The sequence below is a fragment of the Gemmatimonas sp. genome (assembly GCF_021298855.1).
Taxonomy (GTDB): domain Bacteria; phylum Gemmatimonadota; class Gemmatimonadetes; order Gemmatimonadales; family Gemmatimonadaceae; genus Gemmatimonas.
In genome coordinates this window covers 42,700-61,462 of the sequence record NZ_JAJTHI010000006.1, presented here as the reverse complement: position 1 = coordinate 61,462, position 18,763 = coordinate 42,700, and the positions used below count along the sequence as shown (strand labels likewise).

The following is an 18,763-nucleotide window of genomic DNA, read 5'->3' as shown; positions in this document are numbered from 1 at the left end:
GGGACGTCGCCGGAAGAATGGTTCTCCCTGAGGAAGAAGGGATGAACACGGCAATTGTCAGACAGCGCACACTTTGTTGACAACGGGTCCGCCGCTTCAGTCGGCGGTTTTTCTGCCCCGGAACTTTCGGCATTTGTTCGGTATCAGCCATGTCACGCACCTCCCCGTCGTCCGCTGCGCTGCGTCCTCACGCGGAGTCCCCACCTGTCGGGGCCGAATCGGCTGGGCAGGCGCTCCCGGCCACCATTTCCCCGGCGCTGCAGGCCGACGTGCACCGGGTGGTGGCGGGTAGCCGTCGGGCCGGTGCGCCCTGGTCCACGGGGGTGCCGGCACTCGACCGGGCGTTGGGGGGCGGGATTCCCCGGGGGCGTATCACGGAGCTCACCGGCCCGCTGGCGGTGGGCAAGACGGCGCTGCTGCGGCAGGTGGTGGCGCAGGTGCTGGGGAGCGGGGCCTGGGTGGCCTGGATCGATGCCGGCCGCACCTTGGCCCCGGCCCCGTGGGCCGACCTGGGGGAGCGGTTCGTCGTCATCCGCCTCCCCGAGGCCAAACGGGCGGCCTGGACCACCGATCTGCTGCTGCGCAGCGGGGTCTTCGGGCTGGTCGTGCTCGACGGGGCGCCGCCCCTCTCCCGGGTGCACGGCGTGCGCCTTGCACAGCTCGCCCGTGAACGCGATGCCGCCTGTGTGGTGCTGGAGCATGCCACTCCCGGGGAAGCACGGGTCCAGCGGCTCGCCGGCACGGTGCGCGTGCGGGTGGCACTGAGCCCTCCGCCATCCATGCGCGCTCCGGCAGGGCGTCCCTCGGCTTCCCGCGCCCTGACACCGCCCCCCGGCTCCCTGCCCCCCGCCTCCTGCTCCCTGCTCACGATCGAGAAAGGAGCCAGCCTCGGAACCCGCTCTCCCTCCATCGAGGTCCCCCGTGTCGTCATCCTGGCGCGTCGCCTGTGTACGCATCCCGAGATTCCCGATCGGCGCGGGGTGGCGCGCAGCGCGCGTCATCCCTGGGCCGCCCGCGGCAACAGTGACGACGGTGGCGACGACGCCCGGCGCAGCGAACACCCCGTCACCTGGGGCGGACTCGGCGTTGGCAGCCACGACCTGTACGGAACTGACCTTCCGGGACATCCAGCTCGACTTGCCGCTGGACTCGATGAACCCGGTGACCGCCTCGGGAACGACCACGCCGAGGGCAACGACCGGCTCGGGCTCAACCGGGAGCTCGACCGGGAGCTCGACCGGCGCACCCGCGACTGGGCCACATCCCGCGGGCGACGGCGCGCCGCCGAGTCGGGCTTCGGCCGACGGGGACGCCGCGAGTTGGCGCGGGAACGCACCGGGGCGCTCCTCGGCAGCGGCGGCGGGCAGTCGGCCCCGCGGAAAGAGCGCCCCGATCCCACCTCCGCCCCCGCCTCCCCTTCCGCATTGGGATGAACTGCCACGGGCGCTCAGCCACGGCACCCGCCTGCGTGTGGTCTCGCTGGCAGCAGGACGGGCCGGTGTGCGGGCGGGGATGACCATTGCCGACGCCAGAGCGCGCTGTGCGGCGCTCGAGGTGCGGCCGTGGGACGATCACGCTGTGGCCGACGCCATGCTCACCGCGACCACGGCGCTGCTGGCGGCCAGCCCTCAGGTCACCCCGGCCAGCAGCGCCCCGGGGTTATGGTGGGTGGGGGCCACCGGCTTCGAGGCGCTGGGCGGCGAGGAGCAACTCGCGCGCACCCTGCTCGCCATCGCGCGCCAGTGGCACCCCGACGCGCGTGTGGCCATTGCCGACAGCTGTGTGGCGGCGCGCGCGGCCACGTGGGCGCCGGTGCGCCGGCACTCCGGTGCCGAACGACCCTCCGGAACAGGGAGCAGGGGGCAGGAGGCAGGCAGCAGGGAGCAGACCTCGTTGTCCTCTGCGTCGTTCCCCCCTGCTCCCGGCCCCCTGCCTCCTGCCTCCTGCCCCCTCCCTGCGGAAATCACGCGGATTCCCCGCGGCGGCTGCGCCCGCTATCTCGCCCCCGCCCCGCTCGGGCTCGTACCCATGAGCGACGAGGTGCGCGACGCCCTGCGCATGCTCGGCCTCACCACCGTGGGGGCGCTCGCCGCCCTCGACGCCGGGGAGGTCGAGCAGCGCTGGGGGGCCGAGGGGCTCACGGCCTGGCGGCTGGCGCGTGGCGACGACCCGCGGCGTCCGGGGCTCGTGCGTGTCGACGCCGCGCGCAGCGCGAGCGTGGAGTTGCCCGGGGCCGTGGAAAGCGCCGAGCCCATTCTCTTCGTACTGCGCGCCCAGCTGCAACGGCTCCTGCAGGAGTGCGTGCACGACGGTCGCGCCGTGGCCGCCGTGGCCATCACGCTCGTCCTCGATGCCGGGCGGCAGTACCCCATCGAGGAGATCGGCAGTGAACTGCGCGGGCATGTGCACGTGCCGGAGACGAGTGATGACTCCGACCACACCAGGAAGCAGCGAGCAGGAGACCGGAAGCGGGGAGCAGGTGGCACGACGCAGGCCGATGCCGATCCCCCCTGCCCCCTGCTCCCGGCTCCCCGCCACCTGCCCCCTCTTCCTGCGGCGTCAGCCGCGCGCACGGCCGCGTCAGTGCTCGGCATCCCCCAGCGCACCATCACCCGGGAAGTGCGCCCCGCGCGCCCCCTCGCGCGGCTCGAGCCGCTCTTCGATCAGTGCCGTGCCCTGCTCGAGCGCTGGCCCATCCCCGCGCCGGTCATCGGGGTGACCCTGAGCATCCCCGCCACGGCGCCGCTGGCCGCCGACCAGGGCGACCTGCTCATTCCCTCGTGGCGCGATGCGGCCATGAATGCCGACGCGGTGTTCGCCCGCCTGCGCGCCGTGCTCGACCCCGACAACCGCGGCGACGTCGTGGTGCACCCCGAGGCCCGAGACACGCACCGCCCCGAGGAAGCCGGTCGCTGGGCGCCCGCCGACGCCCTCACCCTCGCCGCCGCGCCCCTGCCCGCTGCCCCCGCGGCGGCCCAGGCCAACGCCCCGGCGCCCGCCGCCGTCCTCCGCCTCCTCCCCGCCCCCGACCCCGTCGACATCGAAGCCCCGCACGGCATACCCGGCGCCGTCTGGTGGCGCGGCCGCCGCATCGACCTCGCCGCCGCCCACGGCCCGGAACGGCTCAGCGGCGACTGGTGGCGCGGCGATGGCTACGCCCGCGACTACTGGCGCTGCACCGCCCCCACCGACGGTGATTTGCTGGTGTACCACACCGAGACCGGCTGGTACCTGCAGGGGTGGTACGACTGACCCACGGCTCCCATCATTGCGAAAGCCCTCCAACGCGGGAATTGCATGACCCCACCCGGCCCACTCGAACGGCCGTGGCACACCATGACACCCGCTGCCGTCGCCAACCTGCTGGGCGTCGACCCTGCCCGCGGGCTCACCACCGACGAGCTGGCGCGCCGCCGGCAGGAGTACGGCAGCAACAACCTGCGCGCCGCCACCCGACGTGGGCCCCTGCGCATGCTGCTCGCGCAGTTCGCCGACGTCATGGTGCTGGTGCTCATCGGTGCCGCCATCATTGCCGCCGTGGTCGGCGACCCGGAGGATACGGTGGCCATCGTCGCCATCGTCATCCTCAATGCGCTCCTCGGCTTCGTGCAGGAATACCGCGCCGAGCAGGCACTCGCGGCCCTCGGCGCCATGGCCGCGCCGAGTGCACGGGTGCGGCGCGCGGGGGAGGAGCGCACCGTCCCCTCGCACGACCTGGTCCCGGGCGACCTCGTGCTGCTGGAAGCGGGCAATGTGGTTCCCGCCGATGTCCGCCTCATCGACAGCGCGCGCCTCAGCGTGGAGGAAGCGGCCCTCACCGGCGAGTCGGTGCCGGTGGAAAAGGACACAGCCCCCACCAGCGCTGCCGACGCCCCGCTCGGCGACCGCCACGGCATGCTCTACAAGGGCACGAGTGTCGCGGCGGGCCGTGGCACCGGCCTGGTCGTGGCCACCGGCATGCGCACCGAACTTGGCCGCATCGCCGCCATGCTGCAGGACGACACCGCGGTGCGCTCACCGCTGCAGCTCCGCCTCGCCGCCTTCGGCCGCCGGCTCGCCCTGCTCGTGATTGGCCTCTGCGCCGCCATCTTCGTGACTGGCCTGCTGCGCGGCGAACCGCTGGGACTCATGTTCATGACCGCCCTCAGCCTCGCGGTGGCGGCCATCCCCGAAGCGCTGCCCGCCGTCATTACCGTGTCGCTGGCGCTGGGAGCCCGCCGCATGGTTCGCCAGCAGGCGCTCATTCGGCGCCTCCCCGCAGTGGAAACGCTGGGGTCGGTCACCTACATCTGCACGGACAAGACCGGCACGCTCACCGAAAACCGCATGCGCGTGGATGTGGCGCAGGCGCCGTGCGGAGCCGCGCTCGATGCATCCCACGTGCGTACCCCGCTCCCGCACGCAGCGCTCTCCATCGCTGGTGTTGCCACCCTGTGCACCGACGTGCAGGGCGCGGGAGACGATGCACTGGTGGGTGATCCCACGGAAACCGCGCTCGTGCGCTGGGCGACGGCACACGACGCGCACAAGCCGTCACTCGAGCAGCGCTGGCCGCGTATCGCCGAGGTGCCGTTCACCTCCGCGCGCGCGCGCATGACAACGGTACACGCCGCGGCCGGACACGCGCAGCGCCTGGCCTGCACGAAGGGTGCCCCCGAGCGGGTAGTGCCCCACTGCGACCGCATGCTGCGCGACGGCGCGCTCGTGCCCATCGATCGCGCGGCCGTGCTGCAGCAGGCCGAGCAGATGGCGGCCGCGGGGCTACGGGTGCTGGCCGTGGCCACCAACAGCGATCATAGGGCACCGGGCGATCCACCGGACGCACTCGAGGAGCACCAACTGCTCCTGGCGCTCGTGGGCCTGATCGACCCGCCACGCCAGGAGGCCGCCGCTGCCGTGCGTACCTGCCATACGGCAGGGATTCGTGTGGTGATGATTACCGGCGATCACCCGGCCACCGCGCGCGCCATTGCCCTGCGCCTTGGCATCATGACCGACGCCGACGCGCCGGTGCTCACCGGCCGCGCCCTGGGGGAGCTCACCGACGAGGCGCTGCGCGAACAGGTCGAGCACACGCGCGTGTACGCGCGCGTCGCGCCGGAAGACAAGCTGCGCATTGTGCGCGCGTTGCAGGCACGCGGCGAGTTTGCCGCCATGACCGGCGACGGCGTGAACGACGCACCGGCGCTCAACCATGCCGACATCGGCATTGCCATGGGTCGCGGCGGCACCGATGTCGCGCGTGAGGCCTCGCACATGGTGCTGCTCGACGACAACTTCGCCACGATCGTGCAGGCGGTGCGTGAGGGACGGCGCATCTACGACAACATCCGCCGCTTCGTGCGCTTCGTGCTCTCCACCAACGCGGGCGAGATCTGGACGCTCTTCCTCGCGCCCTTTGTGGGGTTGCCACTCCCGTTGCTGCCCATTCACATCCTGTGGATGAACCTCGTCACCGACGGATTGCCGGGACTGGCGCTTGCCGCCGAGCGGGCGGAGCCCGACGTGATGCAGCGCCCGCCGCGTCCGCCGCGGGAAGGCATCTTCGCCCATGGTCTGTGGCAGCATGCCCTGTGGGTGGGGCTGCTCATGGCGGCGCTGGCGCTCGGCACCCTCGCCTGGGCCAGGCACACAGGCAACGCGCACTGGCAGACCATGACCTTCACGGTGCTCACGCTTTCCCAACTCACGCATATCATGGCCATCCGGTCGGAGCGCCAGTCGCTCTTTCGTCTGGGAGTGACGAGCAACCCCGCCCTGCTGATGGCCGTGGTCGCCACCCTGCTGCTCCAACTCGCCACCATTTACGTGCCGGCCATGAATCGCCTGTTTCACACGGTCCCGCTCACGGCCGGAGAGCTGGCCGCCTGCGTGGTCATGGCATCACTGGTGTTCGTTGCCGTGGAGTTCGAGAAGTTCCTGGTCCGTTGCCGAGGATTGTATGCCGACCCTGCTCGTCGCTCTTGATGGCTCATCGTTTGCCGATGCCTCGCTCCCCGTGGCGGTGGGGCTGGCTCGGCGATTGCGCGCGGACCTCCTGCTCGTCTCGGTCCTCGATAGTGACCCGTGGCGCTACGCCACCGGCGGTGCCCCATTTGCCGATTCCCGTCTCGAGGACGAGCACGCGGCGGAGTGGCGCACGGCGGTCCAGCGCTACCTCGATGGCGCCGCCGCACGCATTGCCATGCTCACCAACGCGCCGGTCGTGCACACCCGCATCCTCACCGGCCCCATCGCCGACGCACTCGTCGGCTGTGCCACCGCCGTCAACGCCGCCATGCTCGTCGTGACTACTCACGGGCGTGGCGGCCCGTCGCGGGCCTGGCTGGGATCGGTCGCCGACGCGCTCATTCGCCTCTCGCCGGTACCCGTTGTGGCGGTCCGCCCGGCCGACGCCCCGCCGCCGCAGACACTGCCCGAGTGGCAGTTGCGCCGGGTCCTGGTGCCCCTCGATGGCTCGCCGGACAGCGAGAGTGTTCTCACGCCACTCAAGCCGCTCCTGGCGGACAGCGTCGAGTGCGTGCTCATGCGCGCGGTCTCGCCACTGCACCCGATGCTGCGCGCCGTGGCCACCGGCGCCGAGTACGAGCGTGATCTGGCCGAACAGCGTACGCTCGTGACGAGATACCTCACCGGCGTCGAAGGCGCGCTGCAACGCGAGGGGGTTGCGGCGACGCACTGCGCGCCCGAGGAGTTCGATCCCCAGCGGGCCATCGGGGATTGCGCTGACTCGCTCGACGTGGACCTCATCGCGCTCGCCACGCGCGGGCGCGGCCCCGTGGGGCGCCTTCTGCTGGGGAGCGTTGCCGACAAGGTGCTGCGCACCACCAGTCACCCGGTACTGCTGCATCGCATGCCCGCAACCGCGGCGGGCGGGGCGTGACGCTCGGCGCACTGCTTGTACGCTTCCTGGTGGCCGCCGTCATCGTCATCGCCGCCGGCACGGTGCTGGCGCGCGCCGGCGACGTCGTGGCGGCGCGCACCCGGCTGGGTGGCGCCTGGGTGGGGTCGGTGTTTCTCGCGCTGGCCACCTCTCTCCCCGAAATCGTCACCGATATTGCGGCCGTGCGGCTGGGCGCCATCGATCTCGCCGTTGGGGACCTCATGGGCAGCAGCATGGCCAACATGCTCATCCTGGCCATCATCAGTCTCGCGCCGGCCGGGGTGGACATGTTCCGCCGCGCCGCCTTCGATCATGCGCTGTACGCCTGCCTCGCCATCATCATGACGATTCTCGCGGCCATGGGACTCGTGACGCGCGTGGGCTCCAGCGTGGCCGGAATTGGCACCTGGTCGTTGCTGCTTGTTGCCACCTATGCCGTCACCTCCAGCCTGGCGTTTCGCGTGAGTCAGGTCACGCAGACCGCCGGTGAGGTGACCGAGATGAGCGGCGCCGAGTCGACCGGCAGCCACGAGGGTCGCGCCGAGGGAGCACCTTCCAGCCATGCGCACCCCATGTCGTTGCGTCGCGCGATCTGGTCGTTTCTTGGCGCCGCGCAGGTGATCGTCGTTGTGGCGCCGCAGTTCGCCACGGCGGCGGAGGGGCTCGCGGTGGTCAGCGGCCTGGGACACACCTTCATGGGCACCTGGCTCGTGGGGCTGTCCACGTCGTTGCCGGAGCTCGTGACCTCCATGGCGGCCGTGCGCCTGCGCGCCTACGATCTGGCGGTGGGCAATCTGTTCGGCAGCAACGCCATCAACATGACGATCTTCGCCATCCTCGACCCGTTCCACCCCCAGCCCATGTTCGCCGTCGCATCGGCCGATCACATCCTCACCGCACTGGCGGCGGTGGTGCTCATGACGATCGCCCTCGGCACGCTGGTGCTGCGCTCCCGTCGGGCGGCGGCGCGCGAGCCGGGCAGCATCCTGCTGGTGGTGGGCTATGTGGCGGGAATCGCGCTGGCCTACTGGCGCTCCGTAACGCCCACCTGACCGCGTGGCGTCACCCGAAGCGACCCGCCACGTAATCGGCGGTACGACCGTCCCGCGCGGCGGCAAACAGCTGCAGGGTGGCGCCGAACTCCACCAGCTCGCCCATCAGCATGAACCCGCAGTGCGACGCCACCCGCTGCGCCTGCTGCATGTTGTGCGTCACCACCACCACCGCATGCTGCGTCGCCAGGCGCACCATGAGCGCCTCCACGCGCGCCGTGGCTTCGGGATCGAGCGCGGAGCATGGTTCGTCCATGAGCAGCACCGCCGGCCGGGTCGCCAGCGCCCGCGCAATGCACAGGCGTTGCTGCTGCTCCGGCGACAGCCGCAGCGCCGACCGGTCGAGCCCGTCGCGCAACGCGTCCCACAGCCCGACCTCGGTGAGCAGCGACTCGGCCAGTTCACGCGCCTTGCCACCGGACAGTCGGCCGTCGAGCCGCGGCCCGTACGCGAGGTTATCGAGTACCGACAGCGGAAACGGGTTGGGGCGCTGAAGCACCATGCCCACGTGGCGCCGCAGCACATCGGTGGACATGCCGGCACCGTACGCTTCCACCCCCTTCACCGTGATCTGCCCGGACACCCGCACGCCCGGTACGAGATCGTTCATGCGGTTGATCGACCGCAGCAGCGCACGCGAACTCATGCCGATGTCGGCCGTGCCATCGCGCGCGGCGCGAATGCCCGCCGTGGACCCGCCCGCCTGCACCGTGACCTTGCCGCCGCCGTACAACTCGGCCCAGCGCTCGGCGAACGGAAGGACCGAGGTGGAACCCGCCAGCACCACCGGGGCGGCACCCACATCGGCGCCGTCGCCGCGCGCACAGGCGGCTGCCCCGGTGAGTACGACCAGCAACAGCACGCCGTATCCTCGCCATCGGGTTCCGCGCCGGCGCCCATCCCGCTTCCAGTGGTGCATCCCCTGACGTTACGATGCGAGTGGCGAAGCGCCCGTCGGACTTCGTCACGAGTTGGTCACGGTGCGCGCACGACGCGCCGTGCTCGTGTGTACACCGGGTTTTCCCTGACACGATTACGGATGATGTCAGCTCGCGTCCTTGCCCGTGGCGTCTTGCAGTGGGCGGTTGTACTGTGCGGCTGCGCGACACAGCGAGCGCCGCATGGCTCCCATGCTGCCCCCGCGGCCCGTGCCACCGTGCTACTGTCCCTCGATGGCTTCCGCGCTGACTACCTCGCGCGGCCGGGAGCGGTGCGCCTGCGTGCCCTGGCCGCGCGCGGCGTGCGCGCGGAGCGCCTGGTGCCGGCGTTTCCCAGCAAGACGTTCCCCAATCACTACACGCTGGTTACGGGGCTGCATCCGGAGCATCACGGCATCGTGGCCAACACCATGCGGGATGCACGCATCGGCACCACGTTCACCATCGGCGACACCAATGTGGCGCGTGATCCGCGATGGTGGGGCGGTGAACCCATCTGGAACACCGCCGAGCGACAGGGCGTGCGAACGGCGGGGTTCTTCTGGCCGGGGAGCGACTACGCCATCAATGGTCGGTTTCCCACCTACTATCGGCCGTACGACGGGCGCGTTCCCAACACGCAGCGGGTGCAGCAGGTGCTGGAGTGGCTCGCACTGCCGCCGGAACGGGCGCCGCGCTTCATTGCAATGTACGTCAGCACCACCGACGACGTGGGACACAGCTATGGGCCGTCCGCTCCGCAGGTGGACAGCGCCATCGCCCACGTGGATTCGCTCGTGGGGGCGCTCGTGGATGGCCTCGCCACCCGCGGGCTGTCCGGGCAGGTGAACCTGGTGATCGTCTCTGATCATGGTATGACCGAGATCGACAGCGCGCGTGTCGTTCGCCTCGACGAGTACGTATCGCTCGACGACATGGAGGTGGTGGACTGGATGCCGGTAGCAGCCATCACGCCGGCACTGGGGAAGCTGCGCGATGTGTATCGCGCCTTGCAGCGAGTACCGCACGCGCAGGTGTTTCTCAAGGACAGCGTGCCGGCGCGCTATCGCTATCGCGCTCACCCGCGCATCACGCCCATCGTGCTGCTCGCCGACGAAGGCTGGACCATCAGCAGCACCGAGCGCCTGCAGCGGCTCGGTATGCCGCGTGGCGGCACGCACGGCTACGACAACTTCCTGCCCAGCATGGGCGCGCTGTTCGTGGCGGCGGGGCCCGACATTCAGCCGGGGCGCGTGATCGGCCCCGTAGCCAACGTCCACGTGTACCCGCTGCTGGCCCGCCTGCTGGGGATCACGCCGGCACCCAACGACGGCTCGCCGGATTCACTCGCCATCCTGCGCCGCTGATCGCCGCCGCGCGCCCCGCGGTTACTCCTCGTCGGTGGCCTGCGCGCGCAATGGCTTGCCGTCGTGATCGGAGATCAGCACCCACACCGTGCGCGAGCGCTTGGAGTACAGCAGCCGCACCGTCACATCACGCGGGTTCTGCTTGAAGGCGAAGTGGAAGCGGAAGCTCGTGTCGAGCGCTTCGCGTATCACCCCTTCCTTGAAGCGCCCGTAGAACTCCTGCACGCGCGTGCACGGCGCAATCTCGGTGAAGAACTGCTTGCCGATGGCGTCTCCCTTGCTGAGCGACGCCAGGGAAGATTCGAGCGCGTTGTAGTTGAGAATGCGACCGCTCGCATCGAGTTGGATCATGCCGTACGGCAGGCGGTCCAGCTCCTCGGTGGTCATGTGATCGGCGGCCTCGAGGACCTCGTCGATCTGCTGCTTGTAGCGGTTGGGCATCGGGGTGGTACGGGAGTCCTGGGGAGGTACGTCCAAGAATAACGCGCGAACGCGAGGCGGTGATTCCGCCGTGATCCAGCCGGCATTCAGCCCTGCTTCAGCGCCCCTCGCGCGCGTCGTCGCGCTTCGGCATATATTCGGTATGATGGCCAGTCCCGCGTACGCCGAACTCCACTGTCATTCCGCTCTCTCGCTGCTCGACGGCGCCTCTCTCCCTGAGACGCTCGCCGAACGGGCGGCGGCGCTGGGCTACCGGGCCCTCGCCCTCACCGATCACGACGAGATGGGGGGCGTGGTGCGCTTCGGCACCGCCTGCGCGGCTCTGGCGCTCCCGGGCATCCTGGGGGCCGAGCTCACGGTACGCATGCCTGAGCTCGCCGGACGTGGCGGCGAGCGACGTACGCATCTGGTGCTGCTCGCCGAATCGCACACCGGCTACCACAACATTGCCACGCTCGTCACCCGGGCCCGCATGGACAGCGAGCGCGGGCGCCCCAGCGTCCCCTGGGCACTTGTCACCCGGCACGTGGAGGGGGTCACCGCACTCACCGGCTGTCCCCGAGGCTGGCTGCCGCAACTGCTCGCCGAGGGGCGCGCCGACCTCGCCTGGACCGCCGCCTGTGAGCTGCGCGATGTCTTCGGCACCCAGCTGGCCATCGAGTGCTGGGATCATCGGCTCCCCGAGGAGCGCGCGCTGGTCGGGCAGCTGCGCCCGCTCGCCGCACGACTTGGCGTGCCGTGGGTAGTCACCAACAACGTGCATTACGCCGACCCTGCGGCGCGCATCGTGCACGACGTGCTGCACACCCTGCGACACGAGCGTACGCTCGACACCATGGGCACACGACTCAAGCCCAACGCCGAATGGGCGCTCAAGCCCGTGGCGCGCATCTACCGGCGCTGGCGTGGGGCCGAAGAGGGGGTGCGGGCCACCGTGGACATCGCCGAGCGCTGCGCGTTCCGGCTGGAGCAGCTCAAACCCAGCTTGCCGGCCTTTCCACTGCCGCCGGGAGTCACGGCCAACGAATATCTCGCGCGGCTCGTGGAGCAGGGGGCGCACGAGCGCTGGGGCAACAACCGCACGCCCACGCACGACCGGCAACTCGCCCACGAATTGGGCATGATCCGCAAGCTCGAGCTGGCCGGCTTCTTCCTCATCGTGTGGGACATCGTGCGCTTCGCCAGGCGCGAGGGCATCCTCTGTCAGGGGCGTGGCTCGGCGGCCAACTCCGCCGTCTGCTTCTGCCTCGGCATCACGGCGGTCGATCCCATTCGCATGGAGCTGCTCTTCGAACGGTTTCTCAGCGAAGAGCGCCAGGAACCGCCCGACATCGACATCGACTTTGCGCACCGCGACCGCGAGCGCGTGCTGCAGTACGTGTACAACCGCTACGGGCGCGAACACGCGGCCATGGTGTGCGAGCAGATCACGTGGCGCGGCCGCAGTGCCGTGCGTGATGCCGCGCGCGTCCTGGGGTTCAGCACCGAGCAGGCGGACATGCTGGCGGCCTTGAGTGATCGCTTCAGTGCCAGGAGCACCGCGGAGGCGTTGCGCGTGGACGAGGTCGGTAACGGGGCTGGGGTCGAGGGCGGCGCTGAGGTCGGGGGGAAACGCGATCACACAGAGCGCACCGAGGCGGTGGAGGGTACCGGGAACGCTAACAGCAGTGACGCTGCACGTCATGGCCAGCACATGATCCGCGGCACCGAAGCGACGACCAAGGCGCGCGTTGTCCGTGAGCGCGCCCGCACGGTGGCCGCTACGCGCACGTCGTCCTCGGTGCCCTCCACCGCCTCGGTGAGCGCTGCGGGCACGCGTTTCTCCCCGACCCAGTCCACGACCCAGCCCCCGCCCCCCAAGAGCATCACCGAGCGCGACGCCACCTGGCAGCAGCTCATGGACTTGCGTACCGAACAGAAGCTCGCGAGCGACGAACACGCGCAGCTGGGCCCGCTCGCCAAGGGCGCCGAGCGTGAGACCCACGCCGAGTTCGTGGAGGGGCGCAACCGCACCACCGCCACTCGTGAGGGCCCGTCGGGGCGCGCACTGCTGCAGCGTGCCGGACTCGATCCCGACGATCCGCGCGTGCGGCAGCTCGCGCACGTGGTGCACGGCCTGCACGCCCTGCCCCGCCACCGGTCCATCCACGTGGGCGGGTTCATCCTCACCGAGGAGCCGCTCGGCGGCGTGGTACCTCTCGAACCGGCGTCCATGCCCGGGCGCACGGTCATTCAATGGGAGAAGGACGATCTCGATCCCGTGGGGCTCGTGAAAATCGACCTGCTGGGGCTCGGCATGCTCACGGTCGTGCAGGACTGTCTGCTGTACATCCGCCACACGCGCGGGGTGACCGTGGATCTGGGGCAGCTCGACATGAGCGACGCCGCCGTGTACGACGTCATGTGCCGCGCCGATACGGTGGGACTCTTCCAGATCGAAAGCCGTGCGCAGATGAACACGCTGCCGCGTCTCAAGCCGCGCTGTTTCTACGATCTCGTGGTGGAAGTGGCGCTCATTCGGCCGGGCCCCATTCAGGGGGAGATGGTGCACCCGTATCTGCGCCGGCGGGCGGGGCTGGAACCCATCACGTATCCGCATCCCAGTGTGGAGCACGTGTTGCGGCGCACGCTCGGCGTGCCGCTCTTCCAGGAGCAGGGAATGCAGGTGGCCATTGCCGCCGCCGGCTTCACCCCCGGGCAGGCCGATGTGCTGCGTCGTGCCATGGGGCACAAGCGCTCGCGCGAACGCATGGCGGCCATTTGCGAAGAGCTCATTGCCGGCATGCAGCGCAACGGCATTCCCGAGGAGACTGCACGTCGCATTTACAACCAGATCAATGCCTTCGCCGACTACGGCTTTCCCGAGAGCCACGCGGCCAGTTTTGCGCTCATCGTGTACGCCACCGCGTGGCTGCGGCACTACTACGCGCCCGAGTATCTGTGCGCCATCCTCAACGCACAGCCCATGGGGTTCTACTCTCCCGGCACGCTCATCGAGGATGCCAGACGCCACGGCGTGCGGGTGCTCCCCCTCGATCTCACGAAAAGTGTGTGGGACCACAGCCTCGAGTTGTCCGATGGCCGCGTCCTGTACGCCCATGACGGTACCGTCAGATGGGGAGCACTGACAACCAACAACTGCAACTCGGAACTCCAAACTCCTCCCCCCCCACGCGATGTCGCGGTCCGACTCGGCCTCCGCCTCGTGCGTGGCCTCGGCGCGCGCGCCCGCCGCAGTCTCGAAGCCGCGCTGCGCGACGGGCCATTCACCAGCGTGGAGGACGCCGTACAGCGAGTGCCCCTCGACCGGGCCGCATGGCGCCACCTCGCCGAGGCCGGTGCCTTCGACACCCTGTTCGCGCACGAACCGCCCGAACGCCGCCGCCGAGCCGCGTTGTGGGAGGTCATGGCCGTCTCGCGCAGACCGGAATTGCCACTCGCGCCACGCGCCACGCCCACCACTGCCCGGCGGGCGCCGCTGCCCGCCTATACGCCGGTGGAACTCACCGAAGCGGACTTCCGCATGACCGGTCTGTCGCTCACCGGGCACCCCATGGTGCACGTGCGGGCGCATCTGGCCCTCAACGGCGTGCGCACCGCGCGCGACGCGCACGAGAGCGGCAAGGACGGGCAGCCCGTAGCCGTGGCCGGTCTCGTCATCTGCCGCCAGCGCCCCGGCACCGCCAAGGGGTTCGTCTTTCTCACCCTCGAAGACGAAACGGGGATGATCAACATCGTCATCACCCCCGACCGCTTCGAACAGCACGCGCTGCTCATCTCCACGACGCCCCTGTTGCTCGTGCGCGGCACCCTGCAGGTGGAGCAGCAGGTAGTGAACGTGCGCGCGAAGCAGGTCCGCGCCCTCGAACTCGGCGGCGGCGAACAGCATGTGAAGGGGCACAACTACCGGTAGCGCACCCGTACCGGTCTGACACTCGTGACCCTGCCGTAGCCGTTTCGCGACACGATCATCATCGCCTCGGCACGATCGACACGGAGCTTGGACCACATCCCGTGACGTGGTCAACGGGCGGCCCCCCTCCTCCTCCGTGTCTATGCGAAACGACCCGCGTGCGCTCCAGTTCGCGCTCCTGTCGGCAGCGTCCCTGCTGACGATCTCTCCGTTCACCCTCTTCGCCCAGGCAGCCGCCACCCGCGACTCCGCACAGTCCCTGGGGAAGGTGGTCGTCACCGGCGTGACCGGACGCGGCAGTGCGCGGGCCGCCTCGGTGGTCGACACCGCCGTGCTCAAGCAGACCACCCCCGGCACGAATGCGCTCAAGGCCATCGAACGCATTCCCGGCGTGAACATGCAATCGGTGGACGGTTTCGGTATGTACGAATGGTCCAACCGCATCACCATGCGCGGCTTCCAGAGCGCGCAGATCGGCCAGACGATGGACGGGATCCCGCTGGGCGACATGTCCTACGGCAACTGGAACGGCCTCGGCGTCGGGCGTGCCGTCGACGCGGCCAATCTGGAGTCGGCGTCGGTCACGCAGGGCACGGGCGCGCTTGCCACCGCCTCGGCCAACAACTTGGGTGGCGTGGTGCAGTACGCCACCGCCGAGCCCGCGGCGCGCCAGCAGTTCATGCTGCAACAGATGGGCGGCCAGTACGCCGCGCGGCGCAGCATGCTGCGCTACGATCTGGGGCTCCGCACCTTCGGCGGCGGCAGCAACGGCGTATCGGCGTTCGTGTCCGTCTCGCGCTTCGACACCGACAAGTGGAAAGGGGCTGGCCGACGTCTGTCGAACTTCCCCGGCGAGCAGAATCTGCTCTTCGGACAGAGTGGCTTCCTGGGCGGCGCCGGCGAAACGTGGCACGAACAGGTGAACCTCAAGACCAATCTGTTCCTGGGTTCGAGCAAGATCACGGCGTTCTACAATTACGCCAATCGCAAGGAGAGCGACTTCATGGACCTGTCGCTCGGTGTGTTCAACGGCACCGAGCAGGGATCCTCGCAGTTCGGCTTCGGGCCCATGTTCGACTACTTCACCAACTGGAGCACCGCCAGGCAGTTCGCCGAAGCGAGCATTCCCCGATACACGCCCCTGACCGATGCGGCCTACTACAACTCCGCGCAGGGTGCGCGCATGGACCACCTGGCCTATCTCAAGGGCGAGTTCAAGCCCACCGCGACCACGCGCCTCGAGGTGCAGCCGTACCTGCATATCAATCGTGGTGGCGGTGACTGGCACGCCCCCAGCTACGGGGCGGCGTACAGCCCCGACCCCATCATGTTCCGTCAGACCCAGTACAACGCCAATCGCATGGGCGTGATGGCCAAGGGCAGCGGCACCTTCACCATGGGGTCGGTGGCCAACCAGTTCGAGGTGGGCGGCTGGTACGAGATGAACGAGTCGAACAATCGTCGCCCGCGGTGGCGCCTCGTCAACTATCAGCAGGGACCCGAGGTGGACTTCACCAATGTGCTCCGCCTGGACTACGATCGCACGGCCGACGTGACCACCAACCTCCTGTACGCGCAGAACACCAGCCGGTTGCTGCAGGACCGCCTCACGCTCACGTACGGTGCCAAGTATCTGCTGGTCAACGCCGACTTCCGCAACAATGGCAACACGCCGGTGAACGGCCGCACGGCCCCCATCTTCGCCGATCAGGGTCGTCCGTCGCTCAACATCGAGATGGATGGCGGGCTGCTGCCGCAGGTTGGTGCCGTGTTCAAGGTCAATGAGCGCAACGAGCTCTTCGCCAACTGGTCGGAGAACGTCAATCAGTTTCCGCTCAACCCCGCCGGTGGCGTGTACAACACGGCGGTCACCACCTTCGAGTTCTTCAAGTCCACCGCGAAGCCGGAGCGGGCCACGACGCTCGAGGTGGGTGCACGCACCCGGCGCGGCGCCATCGAGGCAGGGCTCACCGCGTACACGATCGATTACCGCAATCGCCTGCTGGGCGTGGCGCTCTGCCCGCAGACCGTCACCTGCGCCTCGGGCTTCGGCAACGTCGGCTCCGTGAACACGATGGGGCTCGAAGGCGTGCTCAACGCCGACCTCGGGCGCGGCCTGCGTCTCTTCGGCTCGGCCACCTTCAACCGCTCGCGGTTCGGCGAGGATTATCGCACCAACCCGAGCGATCCCAACTCGCTGGTGAACACCAGGGACAAGTTCGTGCAGGATGCCCCGCAGCAGATGCTCAACGGGTCGCTGTCCTACACGCGTCGCAGGCTCAATCTGTCGCTCGGCGGCCGCTACGTGGGCGAACGGTTCTTCACCTACACGAACGATCTGGCCACGGTTGGTGACGGCGCGGGCAAGGTGCCGGGCTACTTCGTCTCCGACATCTCGGCGCGCTACCGCGTGGGGTCGATCGGCGCCCTCAAGTCGATCGAGCTGCAGCTCAACGCCAACAACGTCCTCGACGAGCGCTACATCGCGACCATGGGGAGCGGCGGTTTCGTGGCCCGCGGCGATCTGCCGACCTTCCTCACCGGCGCTCCGCGTCAGCTCTTCCTCTCGGTGAACACGAGCTTCTGACCGACGGCCGTATCGTCACGGTCAGCGCGGCTGGAAAACATCCGCCAGACCGGGCGGCGACGCAGCGAAGCCGGCGCTGCCGCCCGGCGATGGGTCCATCGAGATCCGTGTCATCCTCGATGGACCCCTGGGCAGGAGTCATGTCCCTGGGCATTCCGAGGCACCGGTATGCCCCCGTCTCGGCGGTGCTGCAATCGGTGGGCATCGCCCGCGCTGCGGCGCAATCAATGCCGAACACCGGCGCCACGCCCCCAGTTCCGTGCGCGTTGTCGGCACGGGCGCGCCCCTTGTCCTCATTTCCGGCTTCACCACCAGTGGCGACGTGTGGGACGAGGCCGTCGCCGCCCAGCGCGCGGGGCTGCAGCGGCAGCCTTCGCGCACCAGCGACCCCGCGTACTACCTCATGTCCTCCAGGGCGCCGTCGAACACGCCCATGTTTGCCTCGTCGTGCGACGGTGTCAGTCGGATGTGCTACGAAGTTGCCGACGGGGCTGCCACGCGCTGCAGCACGCCGCCCGTGACCGCGCGGCCGTCGCGCTGCGCCACATAGACACCACGGGTCTCGCCCGGCGCCAGCGCCTGCAGCGCGTGCAGCGCATGCTGCAACCCGCCGCACAGGTACGCATTGCAGATCGTGCTGCGCATGTCGCGTGGCAGCGTACATCCGGCGACACCCTGATACACACACCCCGGGTGCATGGCCTCGCGTGGCAGGAAGGCCAGGTAGGCCGCCACGACGCCATCGTCATCCAGGTGGGGGTGGCGCGTCATGAAGGCGCGCACGGTGCCGCTGCGCAGGAACGCGTGATCGCCGCCGTTGCCGCAACAGGCGCCACCACAGGCGCTGCAGGTGGCGCTCACGAGTCGGGCGGCGAGGTCGCGCATGGCCGGCGGCTCGGCCAGCGTGCGCGGATCCTCGTCGGGGCCGTGCGCACGCACGAACGCCACAAGCTCGCGCAGGCGGTGCGCGAAGGCGGCGTGCCGTTCAGCCGCCGTGGGCTGCAGCACGGCGCGGTGAACTGGTACGAGCGCCACCAGCCAGCCGGCTTCGTGCGGCGTGCCCACCGCGACCAGCGCCTCGTCGCGGCGCCGGCGCACGTCGTCGTACAGCACGGCCAGCTGGCGGCGTGCGCTGCGCATGCCCGTGGGCGCGTCGGGGGCCGAAGGGTCGGTCATACAGGCAATGAGCACCACCAACGCCACGAATGCCAACGGGCCACCAGTCGCATGACTGATGGCCCGTGGTCAGTTCGCTGAAGACGCGGCGATTAGCCGCGGAGCTTCACGACCTGCTCGGCCGCGGGGCCCTTCTGGCCCTGCACGATGTCGAATTCGACACGCTCGCCCTCGGCCAGGGTGCGGAAGCCGCCGCCCTGAATGGCCGAGTGGTGGACGAAGCAATCCTTCGAGCCGTCATCGGGCGTGATGAAGCCAAAGCCCTTGGCGTCGTTGAACCACTTCACCTTGCCGGTCGTACGCATGGCACTGCTCCTGTGTGTTACTGGGTGTTCGGAGTCCGGCCCTGCCGTACGCACCGAGCACTCGTGTTGATTCGCGGACCGTTCCCCCGCGCGGGTTAGTCGTCGTCGTGCAACGGCGACCA

General features: G+C 69.6%; 12 protein-coding genes. 8 read left to right on the top strand and 4 right to left on the bottom strand.

Translation table 11 applies throughout. The features are described 5' to 3' along the window. Positions 1 to 149 precede the first annotated feature (149 nt). Genes LW840_RS02380 through LW840_RS02360 form a run of 5 tightly spaced genes read left to right on the top strand, consistent with a single transcriptional unit; the run spans position 150 to position 7,935 of the window. Positions 150 to 1,433 (top strand): hypothetical protein, encoded by a 1,284-nt coding sequence (locus tag LW840_RS02380; protein WP_291268443.1) that lies wholly within the window; start codon positions 150 to 152, stop codon positions 1,431 to 1,433. Beyond that, positions 1,393 to 3,252 (top strand): hypothetical protein, encoded by a 1,860-nt coding sequence (locus tag LW840_RS02375; protein ID WP_343213838.1) that lies wholly within the window; start codon positions 1,393 to 1,395, stop codon positions 3,250 to 3,252. Before LW840_RS02380 ends, LW840_RS02375 begins: the two co-directional genes overlap by 41 nt. A gap of 45 nt (positions 3,253 to 3,297) precedes the next feature. Beyond that, complete coding sequence (locus tag LW840_RS02370) at positions 3,298 to 5,967, top strand: cation-translocating P-type ATPase (RefSeq protein WP_291269940.1); 2,670 nt, start codon at positions 3,298 to 3,300, stop codon at positions 5,965 to 5,967. Next, positions 5,942 to 6,883, top strand: coding sequence for a universal stress protein (locus LW840_RS02365; RefSeq protein ID WP_291263322.1), 942 nt, complete (start codon positions 5,942 to 5,944; stop codon positions 6,881 to 6,883). Before LW840_RS02370 ends, LW840_RS02365 begins: the two co-directional genes overlap by 26 nt. Continuing rightward, complete coding sequence (locus LW840_RS02360) at positions 6,880 to 7,935, top strand: hypothetical protein (RefSeq protein ID WP_291276338.1); 1,056 nt, start codon at positions 6,880 to 6,882, stop codon at positions 7,933 to 7,935. Before LW840_RS02365 ends, LW840_RS02360 begins: the two co-directional genes overlap by 4 nt. Before the next feature lie 10 nt (positions 7,936 to 7,945). Here LW840_RS02360 and LW840_RS02355 read toward each other — a convergent pair whose 3' ends face one another. Then, positions 7,946 to 8,797 carry an ATP-binding cassette domain-containing protein gene (locus tag LW840_RS02355; protein WP_291273759.1) on the bottom strand — a complete coding sequence of 284 codons (852 nt, stop codon included), beginning with the start codon at positions 8,795 to 8,797 and terminating at the stop codon, positions 7,946 to 7,948. A 294-nt stretch (positions 8,798 to 9,091) separates the two neighbouring features. Here LW840_RS02355 and LW840_RS02350 point away from each other — a divergent pair, with 294 nt between their 5' ends. Next, complete coding sequence (locus LW840_RS02350; protein WP_291268437.1) at positions 9,092 to 10,219, top strand: ectonucleotide pyrophosphatase/phosphodiesterase; 1,128 nt, start codon at positions 9,092 to 9,094, stop codon at positions 10,217 to 10,219. A 21-nt stretch (positions 10,220 to 10,240) separates the two neighbouring features. Here LW840_RS02350 and LW840_RS02345 read toward each other — a convergent pair whose 3' ends face one another. Continuing rightward, entirely contained in the window at positions 10,241 to 10,660 is a 420-nt protein-coding gene (locus tag LW840_RS02345) for a PAS domain-containing protein (protein ID WP_291263326.1), read from the bottom strand. 142 nt (positions 10,661 to 10,802) lie between these two features. On the opposite strand from LW840_RS02345, the gene LW840_RS02340 reads away from it, so the two are divergent. Both LW840_RS02340 and LW840_RS02335 read left to right on the top strand, forming a co-directional pair. Continuing rightward, on the top strand, positions 10,803 to 14,573 hold the full coding sequence (locus LW840_RS02340) for a PHP domain-containing protein (RefSeq protein ID WP_291276337.1): 3,771 nt from the start codon (positions 10,803 to 10,805) through the stop codon (positions 14,571 to 14,573). Positions 14,574 to 14,715: 142 nt separating this feature from the next. Beyond that, positions 14,716 to 17,160 carry a TonB-dependent receptor gene (locus LW840_RS02335; protein ID WP_291268435.1) on the top strand — a complete coding sequence of 815 codons (2,445 nt, stop codon included), beginning with the start codon at positions 14,716 to 14,718 and terminating at the stop codon, positions 17,158 to 17,160. Positions 17,161 to 17,631: 471 nt separating this feature from the next. On the opposite strand, the gene LW840_RS02330 is transcribed toward LW840_RS02335, so the two are convergent. Both LW840_RS02330 and LW840_RS02325 read right to left on the bottom strand, forming a co-directional pair. Beyond that, complete coding sequence (locus LW840_RS02330) at positions 17,632 to 18,336, bottom strand: hypothetical protein (protein WP_291276336.1); 705 nt, start codon at positions 18,334 to 18,336, stop codon at positions 17,632 to 17,634. A gap of 92 nt (positions 18,337 to 18,428) precedes the next feature. After that, a complete protein-coding gene (locus tag LW840_RS02325) occupies positions 18,429 to 18,641 on the bottom strand; it encodes a cold-shock protein (protein WP_291160622.1) in 213 nt (70 codons plus the stop codon). Between the last annotated feature and the right edge of the window lie 122 nt (positions 18,642 to 18,763).

Bases quoted from the DNA above. Each gene is read 5' to 3' on its own strand.
- LW840_RS02380 (WP_291268443.1), top strand. From the start codon at position 150: ATGTCACGCACCTCCCCGTCGTCCGCTGCGCTGCGTCCTCACGCGGAG.
- LW840_RS02370 (WP_291269940.1), top strand. From the start codon at position 3,298: ATGACCCCACCCGGCCCACTCGAACGGCCGTGGCACACCATGACACCC.
- LW840_RS02365 (WP_291263322.1), top strand. From the start codon at position 5,942: ATGCCGACCCTGCTCGTCGCTCTTGATGGCTCATCGTTTGCCGATGCC.
- LW840_RS02345 (WP_291263326.1), bottom strand. From the start codon at position 10,660: ATGCCCAACCGCTACAAGCAGCAGATCGACGAGGTCCTCGAGGCCGCC.
- LW840_RS02340 (WP_291276337.1), top strand. From the start codon at position 10,803: ATGATGGCCAGTCCCGCGTACGCCGAACTCCACTGTCATTCCGCTCTC.
- LW840_RS02335 (WP_291268435.1), top strand. From the start codon at position 14,716: ATGCGAAACGACCCGCGTGCGCTCCAGTTCGCGCTCCTGTCGGCAGCG.
- LW840_RS02330 (WP_291276336.1), bottom strand. From the start codon at position 18,336: ATGACCGACCCTTCGGCCCCCGACGCGCCCACGGGCATGCGCAGCGCA.
- LW840_RS02325 (WP_291160622.1), bottom strand. From the start codon at position 18,641: ATGCGTACGACCGGCAAGGTGAAGTGGTTCAACGACGCCAAGGGCTTT.